We start from the raw sequence: 15,283 nt of genomic DNA, 5'->3' as shown, positions 1-15,283 counted from the left end.
CTAGTCTTGTTGGCCTATAGAGCAATGTGCGTGCCAAGAACGCTCCGAAGGTATTAATCGACGTCAATAAAGGATATTTTTTCACAACACTGTTTGGTTGATCAGTCTGTTTTGATTAAATATGGTCATCAGGCTTGTTTTTTAGGCAGATAAATGCCTAATATTCGGCAGGGGGAGATTATGCCATACGAGCTTTCGGCCAGCGGTCTGAGCAACCCTTCGCAGACGGTGGGCCAGGTGGTACACCATCTGGCGCGGCTTGTGGTGGGCAAGATGGACCGCAATGCCTTTTTTCGCATGCTTTCAAAACAGCTTCGTGTTTTATTTCACTATGACCGTTTCTGTATCAACCTGTATGATGCGGAAAGGGAATTTCTCAATCTGTTCACCGCAGCCGACGGCACGGTGGTCGAATCGCTTTCAAATACGCGCATTGCCCAGAACACGGTGGCCGGTCTGGCTATCGCCTCACGCAAGCCCGTGGTCATCAATGATCTGGCAAAACACGACTTCGGCGATTCGCCCATGCCCCTTTCCACTGTGGGCCTGAACTCTACCATCGCCCTGCCGCTTATTATCAATGGCGAGGTCATCGGCACGCTGCACGTGTCTTTCATGCAGCCGCCCGAAAATATCGTGCAGATACTCAATGTGCTGCTGGAGCTAAGCCCCGTTCTGTCCACATTTCTTTTTGCCGTGCTTTCCGAAGAGCGGCTTGAAAAAATGCGCGCGGCTCAGGCGGGTTCTCCGCGCAGCCCGGAGGTCGATGCCACCGGCAGCATCTTGCTGGCCGCAAGCCTGCTGGAAACGCCGGACATGAAAAAGCTCATGGCGCTGGCCCGCAAGGTGGCAAAGCTGCATATTCCCGTCATGATTCTGGGTGAAACGGGTACGGGCAAGAGCATGCTGGCCCGCTGGCTGCACTTGCACAGCCCCAGGCGCAAGAACAGTTTTGTAAAGGTCAACTGCCCATCCCTGCCCCCCACGCTTTTTGAAAGTGAGATGTTCGGCTACGCCAAAGGCGCGTTCACCGGGGCCACCAGCAAGCGGGTGGGACGGGTGGAGCTGGCCCAGGGGGGGACACTGTTTCTGGATGAGATAGGGGAGCTCGCGCCGGAAATGCAGAGCAAGCTTTTGCAGGTGCTGGAGGAAAATTCTTTTGAACGCGTGGGCGAGGCCGCGCCCATCGGTGTGGATATGCGTGTCATGTCGGCCACCAATATTGACATGGCCGAAGCTATGGATGAGGGCCGTCTGCGCCGTGATTTGTACTATCGCCTCGGTTCGGTGGTTTTGCGCATGCCTCCCCTGCGTGAGCGCAAAAACGACATCCCGTTGTTTGTGGAGCATTTTGTCAGGCAGTTTTCCAAAGAATACGAGATACATCCGCCCCGGCTTTCACGCCCGGTTATGGATGCCCTGCAGGAACACGTCTGGCCGGGAAATATACGGGAACTGCGCAATGTGGTGAGCCGCCTTCTGCTCCAGACTCTGGACGGGCAGATAACCGGCAGCTTTGTGGACGAAGCCCTGCATCTTTGGAAAGGCCCGGCCAGAACAGCGCCGTCCGTTCCTGCGGCGCCTGCGTCCGGCGCTGTTGCGCGTGATGCCGGGTACAGCCCCCCTGCGCCTGTTCCGGCGCAGCGGGAAGCGCCGCCCGCCCTGCTTTCGCTTGAGGATAATGAGAGGGCGCATATAGAAAAGGCCCTGCGCCTTTGCGGCGGCAAGCTGTCCGGCCCCGGCGGCGCGGCGGATATGCTCGGCATTCCGCGCTCGACCCTGCAATACCGCATCCGCAAGCTTGGTGTCAGATAACCGGGCGGACGGCCTGCACACGGGCTGTTTTGCCGGAATTGCAGGAACATGCCGCCCGGCACAAGCCAGGGCATTTCAGCCGGTCTGGCCTTGCCGGGGCCTGTGGGTAAAAGCATCGCCAGAGGTACGCGTAGCATCTCGCCAAAATCCGTCATGACCTTTCTTGAGTTTCCGCTGGATTGCGCATATGATGCCGCTCTACGTCAAGAGCAATTACGCAGTCGGAGTTCGCATGCTTGAGTATATTCGCGACAAATCGCAGTCCCTGGGCGTCAAACTGGCCTTTGGTCTTATCATCCTTGTCTTTGTTTTCTGGGGCGTTGGCAACTTCAACGACCGCAGTTCGGGGACACTTGTGGCCGTGGTCAACGGCGACCCCATCTCCATGCGGGAGTTTGAACTGGCCTACCGCAACGCAGAGGAAAACCTGCTGCGCAGCAATCCCGGTCTGACCCGCGAGCAGTTAAAGCAGCAGCAATTGGGCCGCCAGATATTGCGCGACCTTATTACCCAGGTGCTGCTGTCGCAGGAAGCCGCCCGCACCGGCGTGAGCATTACCCCGCTGGAACTGCGGATGGCCGTCGGCAACATCAAGGGTTTCCAGAACGAAAAGGGACAGTTCGACCCCGAGGTCTATACCCGCGTTCTGGCTGCCCAGCGCATGGCTCCCGCCCAGTTCGAGCAGGACATGTCCCGCGATCTGCTGCGCCAGAAGATTTTTGCTATGGTAACGGCCCCCGCCTGGGTTGATCCCGCCGAATCCCAGAAGCGCTTTGAATTTTTGCGCGAAAAGCGCGATGTGGACTATATTTTTATCCCTGCCTCGGATTTTTCCGCTTCCGCCAAACCGTCGGATGAAGAGGTGCAGGCGTATTATGAAAGCCACAAGGCACAGTTCGCCATTCCTGCCAGGGCCGATATCACTTATGTGCTCGTAAGCCCGCAGGACCTTGTGAAGGCCAGCGGCATCAGCTCTGCCGCTGCCGAAAAATGGTATGCGGAGAATGCTGCCCGTTTCGAGCAGCAGGAAGAAGTGAAGGCCGCCCATATTCTTGTGCCTCTGGCTGAAGATGCCTCTGAAGCCGAGGTGAAAAAGGCGCAGGAGCAGGCCGCTGCCATTGAAGCCGAGCTCAAGGCCGGAAAAAGCTTTGCTGCCGTGGCCGATGCGCATAACGGCCCCAATGCCGCAGGGCCTGGCGGCGAGCTTGGCTGGCTCAAGCGCGGCACGACCGTAACTCCTTTTGAAGATGCGGCTTTTGCCCTTGCGCCCGGCAAGGTTTCCGCCCCGGTTCGCAGCCGGTTTGGCCTGCATATCATCAAGGTTGAAGAAAAGAAGGACGGCGGCCTGCCGCCCTTCAAGCAGGTTGAAGCCGAAGTTCTTGCGACCATGGCCCAGGAACAGGGGACGGACAAGCTGCATGACGTGGTCGACAATCTGATTGAAGATAATATTTTGGGCCGCTCCCTGAAAGACAGCGCGGAAAAATACGGCCTCAAGTGGGGCGAAACCGGTCTGCTTTCCGCTGCCGAGCTTGAAAAAACGCTGGGCGTCACGGCTCAGGGCGCGGCCACTCTTGTGGCAACCCCGGCGGGCAATCCCGTTGACACGGCTCTTGAAGCCGGAAAAACCTATGTGGTTGCCCGCGTGATCAAGTCCGAACCCGCGTCCACAGCGCCGCTTGAATCTGTCAAGGAGCGTATAGTGGCCGGGCTTGTGGAAGAAAAAGCGCTTGCAGCCGCTCTGGAATCTGCCGCAGCCCTGCGCAAGGAGCTTGAGAACGCGCCCCTGGGCGCCGCAGGCCTCAAGGGCCGCACGGTCAAGGTTGCCAAGGGGATGGAGCGTAACGGCGTACTGGCTTCGTTCGGTCCCAATCCGGTTATGGCCGAGGCCCTGTTTGAAGCCCGCGCCGGGCAGTGGCTGCCTGTGGCCTATGCCGTGGAAGACGGCAGCGGTTCCGGCGCCGTTGTGGTGCGTGTCAAGGGCGTTCAACCCCCTGATGCCGCCGAATGGGATATGGTCAAGGACATCATGTCCAACGCAGTGGCCCGCGACCGCGCAGACGGCCTGTTTGAGATATTCATGCAGCGTCTGGCTTCCGGCGCCAAGGTCGAAGTGTACAACGAAGATTTCATAGACAGAAAAAATATGTAGCAAGGCCCGCGCGCCTGGAACAGAAATATACTGGCCGGGGCCGCTTGACGGTTCCGGCCTTCTTTGTCAGAGCAAGGCAGACCGCCCGAAGGCGGAGACGTTTCAGTGTCGCCCTGCTCCGCGCCACGCGCCGGGGGCTTTGACGGTATACAAGGAGGCACGTTATGTGCGGTATTATAGGTTATGCAGGACACAGACCGGCTGTTCCCGTTGTGGTGGAAGGGCTGCGCAGGCTTGAATACCGGGGCTATGATTCCGCTGGCGTGGCCTTTGTGCGCCAGAATGACATCCATGTTGTGCGCGCTATGGGCAAACTGGCCGCACTTGAAGAAAAACTCGCCCATGAGCCGGTGACCACGCCGACCTGCGCCATGGGGCATACCCGCTGGGCCACGCACGGCGTACCCGCCGAGCGCAACGCCCATCCTCACCGCAGCAATGACGGCTCACTGGCCCTCGTGCATAACGGCATTATTGAAAACTATCAGGAAATAAAGGCGGACCTTTCGGCAAAGGGCTATACGTTCAGCTCTGAAACCGACACGGAAGTGCTCGTCAACCTTATTGCCGAGCGCCGCAAGACCGAGCCGGACCTGCTGCACGCTTTTGCCGCCGCCCTGCGCGAGGCCCACGGGGCCTACGCCGTCTGCCTTATGGATAAGGCGGAACCCGGCGTCATCTATGCGGCGCGCATGTCTGCCCCGCTTATTTTCGGGCAGGGAACAGGCGAAAATTTTGTGGCCTCGGATATTCCGGCATTTCTGCCGTACACCCGTCAGGTGGTCTTTTTGCAGGACGGGGACCTTGTGCGCGCCACAGCCGACAGCTACGAAATACTCCGGCTTGAGGACCTGAGCCCTGTAAGCCACGAAACGCAGACCATCCAGTGGGATATGCAGGCCGCGCAAAAGGGCGGTTACCGCCACTTCATGCTCAAGGAAATTTTTGAGCAGCCGCGCGTCATTACCGACGGTCTCACCGGCCGCGCGCATGCGCAGCAGGGCCAGGTGCGCCTGCCCGAGCTGGATGCCCTGCCTGTGCCGCGCCGGCTGCATATTGTGGCCTGCGGCACGTCGTACCACTCCGGCCTGTGGGGGCGGCATCTGCTGGAGCACTGGGCGCGTGTGCCTGTGCAGGTGGAGATAGCCTCGGAATTCCGCTACCGCGACACCCTGCTGCTGGACAAGGACGATATGGTGCTTGTCATCAGCCAGAGCGGCGAAACGGCCGATACCCTCGCGGCCCTGCGTATTGCGCGCCAGCACGGCGTCACCGTGCTCGGCCTGTGCAATGTGGTGGGTTCGTCCATTGCCCGTGAGGCTTCTGCCGTGCTCTACACCCAGGCAGGGCCGGAAATCAGCGTGGCATCCACCAAGGCCATGTGCAGCCAGATGCTCATGCTGACCCTCATGGCGCTCTATTGGGGTACGCGCAAGGGCTGCCTGTCTGCCGGGGAATGCCGTGAGCAGCTTACGGTTCTTGAAAACCTGCCCGCCCTGCTGGACGACAACTTGCCCGCCCTGCATGAGCGCGCCAAAGAAATAGCACGCAAGTACGCGCAGGTGCGCAATTTCTTCTATCTCGGGCGGGGGCATTGTTATCCGCTGGCTCTGGAAGGGGCGCTCAAGCTCAAGGAGCTTTCTTACATCCACGCTGAAGGCTACGCCGCGGGAGAGATGAAGCACGGTCCCATCGCCCTTATTGATCCGGATTTTCCCACTTTTGCCTTGGCACTGAATGACGTGCTGCTGCCCAAGGTCAAGTCCAACATGGTAGAAGTGCAGGCCCGGCAGGGCAAGGTTATTGCCCTGACCAACAAAGGGGTGGAGCTGGAAGCTGAAGACAGGTGGGACATACCCGAACTGCCCGCGCCGCTTTCCGCCTTTGCGGCGCTGCCCGCGTTGCAGCTCTTCAGCTATGAAACTGCGGACTATCTGGGCAAGGACGTGGATCAGCCCCGGAATCTTGCCAAGAGTGTCACAGTTGAATAACGTATAATCAGTAAAATATAAAAAAACACATACGCCGACCCGGAAAACTCCGGGTCGGCTTTTTATCATTTTAAGCAGTTATAAAAATCCGCTTTTCCGTACTTGCGAGAAGCCCTCAAGATTGCTTTCCTATGCACGGGTTATTGGCTATACTGTTTGCGTCTCCAGAACATCCTGAAAGATTTGTCTGGGGCCTCCAATCTGCCGTCCTCCGGCGAAGACATATCATGGAAAAACTGGCAAAAAGAAAAATTCGTATTTTTTATTATATTTCCGGGTTGTTGGCGTTGATCTTGATGTCAGTGGCCCTGGGAATTCCGTATTTTATTTCGGTGCGCACCCAGTTTGACATCATGATTGAGCAAACAAAGGGCCGCATCTTTGAAGAAAAAAAGCAGACCCTTGTGGAAAGGGTGGAAAGGGTCAGCGTAGAAATCAGCGCCATGCGCGCCACCGTGTATGCGGAATATCAGGCCATGGCCAAGGCATTGTGCGCCATGCTTGGTACGCTGGATATGAATACTGAAAAAATTATTGGCGCTTTTGATCCCCGGGTGACCAGGCGTACCACAAGGTTTGCCCTGCATATGGCGGGTATTGGGGTGGCTGTTTTTGACAGGGCCACCAATGAACTTGTGTGGACTGATGAAGAAGACCTCACCCATGTGTTGCGTGAGCGGCTTCTGGAAGGGCGGGTTGAGCCGTCCGCGGAGTTTCCTGTATGGGCTGTCGGGCGGCTTGGGGGCAGCAAGGAAGTTGTTGTTTTTGGCACGGACTGGGCTGTAGATGAAATAGCCAAAAACCGCTGCAAGGCCATTATCCGTACCCTGCGCTTTCCCTTCAACCAGTACGTATGGATCAATGAGGTGCGCGACTACAGCGGCGGCCCGGGCTATGCCGTGCGGGCCGTGCACGTTGCCGAGCCGGAAACAGAGGGTATGCCCCTGTCCACAGAGACAGCCGACATCAAGGGCAACCTGCCGTACAAGGAAGAACTGGAAGGCGTTGTTGCGCACGGCGACATATTTTTCAGCTACTATTTCAAAAAGCCGAATTCGGACGAAGTAAGCGAAAAGCTTACATATGCCAAACTCTACAAGCCGTTTAACTGGATTGTATGTACGGGCATCTATACAAATGATATGGAGGTCATCGTACAAAAGCGCGAGGATGACTTCCGCAGCGCATTCAAAGACCAGGTTGTTTCCTTTGCCAGAATAATTTCCATCATGGCTTTGCTGTACGCCGTTTTGATGATTTTTTTCGAGCGTCACCTCACGGGCATGGTCAACGGCTTCATTCTCAAGCTCAAGGATGACGAAACCGCCTTGCGGGAAGAAAAAAACAAGCTTGATGATGCCTACAAGGAACTGGAGCGCGTTGCCTATTATGATTTTCTTACAGGTCTGCTCAACCGGCGGGCCATGTATGAACGGCTTGAGAAGGAATTTTCGCGCGCCCAGCGCGAGGGTTTGCAGTTTTGCCTGGTGCTGGCCGATATTGACCACTTCAAGGCTGTGAACGACACCTATGGGCATGATGCGGGCGATGTGGTGCTGCAATCCATTGCAGACATTTTTCAGAAAAATATACGGCAGGAAGACTGCGCCTCCCGCTGGGGCGGTGAGGAATTTCTTATTCTGGCAATTTCCTGCGGCCTTGAAGACGGGCTGGCGCTGGCGGAAAAGCTGCGCAAAGCCGTGGAGACTACCCCCATCCGCAGCGGAACCACTATTATCAATGTCACCATCACGCTGGGCGTGGTGGAGTACACCAGTGGCAAGTCGTTCAGCTCGCTTGTCAAAGAGGCGGATTTTTATCTTTACGAGGGCAAGCGCCAGAGAAACTGTGTCATGTCCAGTTCCGGCACAATCAAAGGGTCCTAGCGCAGCAGTGCCTGAAAATGCTGCCGCGGCTTTCATTGGGGCCGGGCCTGAAAAACCGCCTTCGTGTTTTTTGGATCGGCAGTTGTATCTGTGTCATATTTTTTCGGCAATGGAATTAAGTACGGCCGGGACAGGCGCACGCCCTGCCCCGGCCGTATGCTTGGCTGGTACGGGGGCTTGCTGCGCGAGTTTTACGCATCTGTCCGAGTTTTAAGGTATACTTTTCTGCTCGTGTGCATCCGTCATGCCGAAAGGCGGCTTTGTACATGTGACTGCATCACAAAAGCCGCGCCAGTTCCTGTCCTGCCCTTTTAACAGTAAATATTATCACCTTGTCAGAATGATGGAAATGGTCTAGGTTGTTAGCCGTAAAACAGCGCATACCGTCCCGCGTCATGCGGGTATGGCTGCGGCGCCGAACCCCGGCGCTGCAAAAGCCGATTACGCGGCACAGCGCGTCTGCCGCAGCAACGAGGTTATCATGGCCCGCAAAAAAAATACCGGCATCTATGTAGCGGCGCTGCTGCTTTTTCTTGGCGGCGTGGGCTATCTGGTGTATTCCGGCTTTTCGGAAAACAGCGTCTATTTTCTGAATGTTGCCGAAGCCCAGGCCGCCACGCCGGACAAGCTGGCTTCTGCCCGGCTTTTCGGCACGGTGGCTCCTGAAGGCATTGAAAAGGCTTCGGCCGGTACTGGCGTCAATTTTCTTCTTGCAGACAAGGACAATGCCAGTCAGGCCATCGCGGTGCGCTACAGCGGCACTGTGCCAGACACCTTCAAGGCTGGGGCCGAGGTTATTGTGGAAGGCGGCATGGACGCCCAGGGCCACTTTGTGGCTAAAACCCTCATGACCAAGTGCCCGTCCAAGTACCAGAAAGAAAATCGCCAGAGCTGACGTCAGCCCCTGATGGAACAACAGGCCCGGCATTGCCGGACATATTGCGCATGGGGCGCGCCCTGCCGGGTCCGGTAAGGCGCATGAGCCCGCAGCACGGTCCACGAGGCCGGTAAAAGGAGTCACATGTACGTTTTTGCCTTTGCCCTCCTTCTTTTGGCCTTGCTCGCCTCCCTGGGCGGCGGCGGTCTGGCCCTGCTGCAACTGTGGCAAGGACGTGAAGACTCCCTGCGTCTTGTAGAAAAAGCGCATATCGCTGTCAGCGGCGCTCTGCTTGTTGCCTCGGCCATATTGCTGCACGCGCTTTTCTGGTTTGATTTTCAGGTGCAGTATGTCGCCAGCTATACCGACCGCATCCTGCCGGTCTTTTACCGCCTTACGGCTTTCTGGGCCGGCCAGCCCGGCTCCATGCTTTTCTGGGCGCTGGCCGTTGGCGTCAGCGGTTCTCTTTTCGCATGTACGCGCGCCTATAAGGGCATCAGCCGCCCCACGCGGCTGTGGTACTGGGCCTTTTTTTACACGATCATGGCCTTTTTCGCCCTTATTCTCACGAACTGGAGCAATCCGTTCATGCTCCAGACCCCTGTTCCGGTCGATGGCAACGGCCTGAACCCCCTGCTGCAAAACCCCGGTATGATCATTCACCCGCCCCTGCTCTTTCTCGGGTACGGCGGTTTTACCATTCCCGCGTGTCTTGCCCTGGCCCAGGCGCTTTCGGGCAAGGCTGATACCGAAGGGGAATGGTTCCGCATCGCGAGGCCGGTGATCATTCTCGCATGGCTGTTCCTTACCGCGGGCATTGTGCTTGGCGCGTGGTGGGCCTATATGGAACTTGGCTGGGGCGGTTACTGGGCCTGGGACCCGGTGGAAAACGCCTCGCTCATTCCCTGGCTCATCGCCTCCGCTGCCCTGCATACCCTTATTGTTGAAGACCGCCGCAACAAGCTCGGGCGCGTCAACGTGGCCATGATGGCCCTGACCACGGTTTCGGCCTTTTTTGCCACATATCTTGTCCGCAGCGGCGTTATTGATTCCGTGCACGCCTTTGGCGATGGCAGCGTGGGGACGCCCCTTACCATGTTCATCCTGGCGGGGCTGGCTGTTTCCCTGTGGGTTCCGCTGGCAAGCCCCTGCCGTGGCCGCCCCCTGTCGGGCCTTGACAGCCGTGAGGGTTTTCTCACCCTTGTGGCCTGGGTGCTGCTGGCGCTTGCGGGTATTATTCTTGTGGCCACCATGTGGCCGGTCATCAGCAAGCTGTGGTCTGCCGCCCCGCGCGGCCTTGACGCCAATTTCTACAATCGCGTGTGCCTGCCCCTGGGCGCACTGCTCATGCTCATGATGGCGGCCTGCCCCTGGCTCGGCTGGGGTGGAGGCATACGCAACAAAAAAGCCTTTTTCGCCGTGGTGGTCACCTTTGCCGTCAGCGGCGCGGCCATCTGGTTTATGGGCTACCGCCAGCCTACGGCTCTGCTCGGAGCCGCGTCGTCCGTAGCCATTCTCACAGGCGTGGTCTTTCAACTGGCTGACAGGTCCGTGCGGCGTCAGCCCAACAGCCTCGGCGCGCTGGGCGCGCATCTCGGCATGGCGCTGATGGCCATCGGCATAGCCTTTTCCGGGCCGTACAAGGTTGAGCGTGACATCCACTTTACCGTGGGGCAAACCCAGACGCTGGCCGGGTACAAGGCGACTTTGCTGGAACTGGAAGAAGGCCGCCGCCCCGGCTATGAGTATATCGCCGCCAAGGTGCGCATTACCGGCAAGGACGGCAAGGAGCTTGGCGTTGTGGCGCCGGAGCGCCGTCTGTACGAAAAATTCGGCAGCATGCAGTTTTCCGAGGTGGACGTGATTCCGAGCCTCGGGGACGAGCTGTACGCCTCTTTGCTGGGGCTTGATGAAGACTCCCATGTGGTGGTCAAGCTCAGCGTGGAGCCTCTTGTCAACTGGCTGTGGATAGGCGGAACCATCATGTGCCTTGTGCCCCTTCTGGGTCTGCGCCGCCGTAAGCCCGCTGATGCTGCCGAGGCCGCGGAACTGGCCGACGGCCTGGACGATGATGACGCCGCGCCCGACGATGGCGGGTCCGGCGGCAAGCATGGCGCGGCCTAGCCCGCCGGAGCGTTCTTGGTGCTGAAACTTGCGCGTGTTGCCAAGACCTACGGGGTCAAGGTCATCTTCAAGGATGTGAGCTGCGCCTTTAGCGGGGGCAGCGTCACCATGCTGGTGGGCGGCAACGGTGCGGGCAAGAGCACGCTCATGCGTATAATGGCCGGGCTTTCCCGGCCAAGCGCGGGTGAAGCCCGGCTGGGCGATCAGGTGCGCCTGGGCTACCTCGGCCACGCCACATTTTTGTATCCCGGCCTCACGGCGCTGGAAAACCTTGATTTCTGGCGGACCGCCTGCGGCCTGGCGCTTTCGCGCAAGGACCTTGTGGCGGCTCTTGAGCGTGTGGGGCTGCAAGCCTATGCCCACGAAAGGGCCGGTGTGTTTTCGCGCGGCATGGCGCAGCGGCTCAATCTGGCCCGTGTGCTCATGCAGACGCCGGACCTGCTGCTGCTGGACGAGCCGGGAACCGGGCTTGATGCGGCCTCGTTGTCGCTGTTGCGCAGTGAGGTTGTGGCTGCCCGCGCCCGGGGGGCCTGTATTGTTCTTATCAGCCATGATTTTGCGGGTGATGCGCCCCTTGCCGACAGGCTGCTTGCCCTTGAGGGGCGCAAGCTGGCCTATGACGGCCCACCTGAAGCCTACGGGCCTGTGGCAGGCATTTCGGCGGCTGGAGACTGTGGCGTGGGGCGGCAGCCCGGCATGCCCGCAGAGGGGCCGCAATGCTGCGCATGACCCTGGCCATTGCCCGTAAAGACCTTTCGTTGACGCTGGCCCGCGGTAGCGGGCTTGTGCAGGCCCTGTTGCTGGGTTTGCTGCTGCTTTTTGTGTTCAGCCTGTCCCAGGGGGTGGGTGAACGCATGACACCGCAAAGCGCGGCGGCCGTGTTCTGGCTCAGTTCCGCCTTTTGTCAGGTGCTTGTGTTCAATCAGTTGTATGCCCTGGAAGAGGTCAACAGCGCCCGGCTGGGGCTGTTGCTTTGCCCTGCGCCCGTGCAGGCTGTCTGGCTTGGCAAGGGCTGCGCCGGGCTTGTGCTGCTGTTGCTGGCGCAGGTGGTATTTCTGCCTGCGGGTGTGGTTTTTCTGGGGCAGGAGCTTGGCGGGCCGTTGCCCGAAGCACTGCTCGCCCTCGTGCTCACGGATGTGGGCATGTGCGCCATGGGCTCTTTGCTGGGGGCGCTGGCCCAGGGGCAGGCCGCGCGCGAATCACTGCTGAGCATTGTGCTTTTTCCCCTGCTGACGCCCCTGCTGCTCGCGGGCATAAGTGTAGGGGCGCAGGCCCTGGGCGCGCCCAATCCCGACGGGCCGGGCGCGTGGCTTGGAGTTGCGGCCGCTTTTGACGCGGTATTTCTGGGCGCCGGGCTTTTGCTGTTCGGCCATATCTACGCGGGAGACGAATAATGCCCAAGCTTTCGGCGCTGCCGCAACTGCTGGTATTTCTGGGCGGTCTGGCCTTTGCCGCCTGCCAGTGGCTCATTTATGCCTATGCCCCGGTGGAGCAGACCCTCGGGCTGGCGCAGAAAATCTTTTACATCCACCTGCCGCTGGCGTGGTGGGCACTCATGAGCTTTCTGGTGGTCTTTGCCGGCTCTGTTGCCTACCTGTGGCGGCGCAATCCCGCCGCCGACCGCCTGTGCGCCGCTGCCGCCGAAGTGGGCGTGCTGCTGAGCGGCCTGGCCCTGGTGACGGGCATGCTGTGGGCGCGCCGCTCCTGGGGCGTCTGGTGGACGTGGGACCCGAGGCTCACGACAACGCTGATCATGTGGTTCGTCTATGCGGGCTATCTGGTCTTGCGCGGGCTGGATCTGCCGCCGCAGCGCCGCAATATGGTTTGCGCGGTGGTGGGGGTGGTGGCCTTTCTGGATGTGCCGCTGGTTTTTTTGTCCGCGCGCATATGGCGCTCCATCCATCCTTCTGTGTTTGCCAGCAAGGAGGGCGGCCTTGAGCCGGAGATGCGCCTTACCGTCATAGCCTGTGTGCTTTCGTTCGGTTTGTTATGGGCTGGGCTGGTGTGGCTGCGCAAACGCCAGCTTGACCTGGCCGCACGCCTGGACAGGCTGCAGCAGAGCCAATGTACGCCGGAAGGACTGTAAACGCACGGCCTGCGCCGTCATGCGCCGCCGGTCCGCAGGGCCGTAAGGCATTCCCGGAGGATATATGGATACCCTGACCTGGATAATCATGGCCAATGCCGCCGTCTGGATCGGCCTTGGCGCTTACCTGGCCTTCATGGGCGCGCGTCAGCGCTCCCTTGCAGCACGCCTGGCCCAATGGGAGATTCTTAACAATGACTGATAGTTCAAAGCGCAATACCTCATCTCGCGCGCTCATTATCCTGCTGGGCCTGGGCCTGATGGTCATGCTGGCCGTATCGCTCAAGGAACGCTTTGAAAGCCCCGGGCTTACGGAGCAGCGGCGGCCCCGCGCGGCGGCCGCTCAAGACAGCGAGGCGCAGCAGATCGGCAAGCTCATGCGGCAGGTGGCGGAAAATCCCAATGACGGCACGGCCATGGTTCACCTTGTGGAGCACCTCATCGGCGCGCAAAACTGGGAAGCCGCGGAAACCTTTGCCCAGCGGGCCGTAACGCTTGATACGGGCAATTCAAAGCCGCTGTATCTGCTCGGTGTCATCATGCACAATCAGGGCCGCAACAAGGAAGCCGCCGAGGCTCTTGAAAAAGTGCTGGCCATCAAGGATGAGGCTTCGGTGCGCTACAGCCTTGGGGTGCTCTATATCCATTACCTCGAAGACCCTGCCAAGGGTGTGAAACACCTGAGCGCGGGGCTGCATGATGCCAATGCGCCGGAAGAACTGAAAAAAGCCATTATGCAGGAACTGGAAAAAACGCCGCTTCCGAAGCAGCCGGATCAGCCGGGCAATGCGGCTCCCGCGGACAAGGCAAAAGGCAAGGCGGCAGCCCCCGCGAAAGCGCAGTAACCGCTGCCGTACTGTCCGGGGACGCTGACTGCATCTGTTCCCAGACGCTGCTGTGCCGCTCCGGCTGGTTCAGCCCAGGCATATATTCCGGGCAAGCCCGCAGCCTCCACACAAGCTGCGGGCTTGCCTCTTTTTTTTACAGGTTGTACCTTTTACAGCAAAGGGCGCGGCCGCCGGGTGCGGGCTGTCGCCAGTTCATGAATTTCTCCACTCCGGCGGTTTCTGCCGTGAAAGGCTGTGTACCGTGCGCCGACAGCCGCGCCGCTGGCGGAAAAGCGGCGGCCATGCCTGTCAGGGGCTTTTTTCTGGGGGAGTAGATGTTCCCCAAGGTTTTCAACTGCTCTCCGCGGTGTCTGACCGCGCAGGCAAGGCACGGCGGTATTTTTCTGGCGGACGCCCGCTCACGCGGCTGGCAGGGCCGTTTTAATGCAAGGTTTTCTGATTGCCGCCGCATACATGTCCGGCCCACCGGGCAGGTGTTTTCCCCACGTTGCAGCCGCACGCTCAATGTGAAAATGCCCCAATGAGGACCATATGGCCCGTCGTAAAAGCAAAAGCAAAGGCTCGCCCGCTCCCAAGCAGGCCCAGTCACCATCCACCGAGCAAGATACGCGCGAAAAACGCCCCCCGAACCAGGCCTCCGTCCCGGCTGCCGCTCCTGCTGCCCAGCAGGAAGCCGCACCCCAGGGCATGGTGCGCAAGGGCGTATTTATTATGGGGGTGATCATCGCCCTTGTGCTTGGCCTGTACCTGGGCAGCCTTATTCCGTCCCTGATGCACGATTCAGCCCCAGGTTCCGCGCCCGCGCCGCAGACGCAGGCCCCGGCAACGCAGACCCCCGACGGCATGCGCTCCGCGCCGCAGGCGGGTATGCCGCAGGTTTCGCCGGAGCTGGCGGCGCGCATTGGCGAACTGGAAAAGGCTGTGCTGGAAAACCCCCGAGACGCCTCCCGCTGGGCCGGTCTGGGGAACCTGTACTTTGATACCGGGCAGGCCCAGAAGGCGGTGTCTGCCTATGAGCGGTCTCTGGCCCTTGAGCCGGGCAATGCCCATGTGGTCACTGATCTCGGCATTATGCAGCGTGAGCTGGGGCAGTTTGAAAATGCCGTGGCAAGCTTCCGTAAGGCCGCAGCGCTTCAGCCCGACCTTGAAAACGCCATTTTTAACGAAGGCGTGGTGCTGTATTACGACCTCAAGCGCAAGGATGAAGCCGAAGCGGCCTGGAAGCGGCTTTTGCGCGTCAATCCTGATGCCCGCGCGCCGGACGGCCAGCCTGTTTCCGAGCTCATACAGCACCTGCATTAGAGTGAACCGACATTGAACGCATGTATACGTCCGGCTCCGGGCATGGTGCGGTGCGGCGCGGCCGCAAGCTGCTGTTTCCGGCCGCATGGGATGCCTGAACGCCACATGGCGCAGGCGCCCGGACGGGCTTTTCCGGCGGCGCGGCAACCCGCGCTCGCCTGTTTTGCACGATGCGCCCCGGCAGCGGGCCTGCCGCGCAAGA

The 15,283-nt window shown here is 59.6% G+C and carries 12 protein-coding genes; all 12 read left to right on the top strand.

From position 1 onward, the window contains the following. The first annotated feature begins 180 nt into the window (after positions 1–180). Positions 181–1,815, top strand: coding sequence for a sigma-54-dependent Fis family transcriptional regulator (locus QZ377_RS00250; protein ID WP_291438475.1), 1,635 nt, complete (start codon positions 181–183; stop codon positions 1,813–1,815). 232 nt (positions 1,816–2,047) lie between these two features. Then, a complete protein-coding gene (locus tag QZ377_RS00245; protein WP_291438473.1) occupies positions 2,048–3,967 on the top strand; it encodes a SurA N-terminal domain-containing protein in 1,920 nt (639 codons plus the stop codon). Between the two features lie 164 nt (positions 3,968–4,131). Further along, a complete protein-coding gene (glmS, locus tag QZ377_RS00240) occupies positions 4,132–5,958 on the top strand; it encodes a glutamine--fructose-6-phosphate transaminase (isomerizing) (RefSeq protein ID WP_291438471.1) in 1,827 nt (608 codons plus the stop codon). 353 nt (positions 5,959–6,311) lie between these two features. Next, positions 6,312–7,844: a sensor domain-containing diguanylate cyclase gene (locus QZ377_RS00235; protein ID WP_291438470.1), complete on the top strand. Its 1,533-nt coding sequence runs from the start codon at positions 6,312–6,314 to the stop codon at positions 7,842–7,844. A 481-nt stretch (positions 7,845–8,325) separates the two neighbouring features. Next, positions 8,326–8,739 carry a cytochrome c maturation protein CcmE gene (locus tag QZ377_RS00230; protein WP_291438468.1) on the top strand — a complete coding sequence of 138 codons (414 nt, stop codon included), beginning with the start codon at positions 8,326–8,328 and terminating at the stop codon, positions 8,737–8,739. A gap of 126 nt (positions 8,740–8,865) precedes the next feature. Beyond that, entirely contained in the window at positions 8,866–10,845 is a 1,980-nt protein-coding gene (locus QZ377_RS00225; RefSeq protein ID WP_291438466.1) for a cytochrome c-type biogenesis CcmF C-terminal domain-containing protein, read from the top strand. Between the two features lie 18 nt (positions 10,846–10,863). Further along, positions 10,864–11,574 carry an ABC transporter ATP-binding protein gene (locus tag QZ377_RS00220; RefSeq protein WP_291438761.1) on the top strand — a complete coding sequence of 237 codons (711 nt, stop codon included), beginning with the start codon at positions 10,864–10,866 and terminating at the stop codon, positions 11,572–11,574. After that, positions 11,562–12,239: a heme exporter protein CcmB gene (locus tag QZ377_RS00215; protein ID WP_291438464.1), complete on the top strand. Its 678-nt coding sequence runs from the start codon at positions 11,562–11,564 to the stop codon at positions 12,237–12,239. Before QZ377_RS00220 ends, QZ377_RS00215 begins: the two co-directional genes overlap by 13 nt. Then, the gene (gene ccsA / locus QZ377_RS00210; protein WP_291438462.1) at positions 12,239–12,931 is read left to right on the top strand and encodes a cytochrome c biogenesis protein CcsA; all 693 of its coding nucleotides are present in this window, start codon (positions 12,239–12,241) and stop codon (positions 12,929–12,931) included. The genes QZ377_RS00215 and ccsA overlap by 1 nt, the downstream gene beginning before the upstream one ends. A 64-nt stretch (positions 12,932–12,995) precedes the next feature. Next, a complete protein-coding gene (locus tag QZ377_RS00205; protein ID WP_015939361.1) occupies positions 12,996–13,133 on the top strand; it encodes a CcmD family protein in 138 nt (45 codons plus the stop codon). After that, on the top strand, positions 13,126–13,776 hold the full coding sequence (locus QZ377_RS00200) for a tetratricopeptide repeat protein (RefSeq protein WP_291438458.1): 651 nt from the start codon (positions 13,126–13,128) through the stop codon (positions 13,774–13,776). The genes QZ377_RS00205 and QZ377_RS00200 overlap by 8 nt, the downstream gene beginning before the upstream one ends. A gap of 534 nt (positions 13,777–14,310) precedes the next feature. Then, entirely contained in the window at positions 14,311–15,081 is a 771-nt protein-coding gene (locus QZ377_RS00195; RefSeq protein WP_291438456.1) for a tetratricopeptide repeat protein, read from the top strand. Positions 15,082–15,283 lie beyond the last annotated feature (202 nt).

Source organism: Desulfovibrio sp. (genome assembly GCF_019424165.1).
GTDB lineage: Bacteria > Desulfobacterota > Desulfovibrionia > Desulfovibrionales > Desulfovibrionaceae > Desulfovibrio.
The sequence above is the reverse complement of the archived record's forward strand: the minus strand, read 5'-3'. Positions and strand labels throughout refer to the sequence as shown.

Coding starts and splice junctions, on each gene's coding strand:
- QZ377_RS00245 (WP_291438473.1), top strand. CDS start 2,048: ATGCTTGAGTATATTCGCGACAAATCGCAGTCCCTGGGCGTCAAACTG.
- QZ377_RS00230 (WP_291438468.1), top strand. CDS start 8,326: ATGGCCCGCAAAAAAAATACCGGCATCTATGTAGCGGCGCTGCTGCTT.
- QZ377_RS00215 (WP_291438464.1), top strand. CDS start 11,562: ATGCTGCGCATGACCCTGGCCATTGCCCGTAAAGACCTTTCGTTGACG.
- glmS (WP_291438471.1), top strand. CDS start 4,132: ATGTGCGGTATTATAGGTTATGCAGGACACAGACCGGCTGTTCCCGTT.
- QZ377_RS00205 (WP_015939361.1), top strand. CDS start 12,996: ATGGATACCCTGACCTGGATAATCATGGCCAATGCCGCCGTCTGGATC.
- QZ377_RS00200 (WP_291438458.1), top strand. CDS start 13,126: ATGACTGATAGTTCAAAGCGCAATACCTCATCTCGCGCGCTCATTATC.
- QZ377_RS00195 (WP_291438456.1), top strand. CDS start 14,311: ATGGCCCGTCGTAAAAGCAAAAGCAAAGGCTCGCCCGCTCCCAAGCAG.
- QZ377_RS00225 (WP_291438466.1), top strand. CDS start 8,866: ATGTACGTTTTTGCCTTTGCCCTCCTTCTTTTGGCCTTGCTCGCCTCC.
- QZ377_RS00235 (WP_291438470.1), top strand. CDS start 6,312: ATGATTGAGCAAACAAAGGGCCGCATCTTTGAAGAAAAAAAGCAGACC.
- QZ377_RS00250 (WP_291438475.1), top strand. CDS start 181: ATGCCATACGAGCTTTCGGCCAGCGGTCTGAGCAACCCTTCGCAGACG.
- ccsA (WP_291438462.1), top strand. CDS start 12,239: ATGCCCAAGCTTTCGGCGCTGCCGCAACTGCTGGTATTTCTGGGCGGT.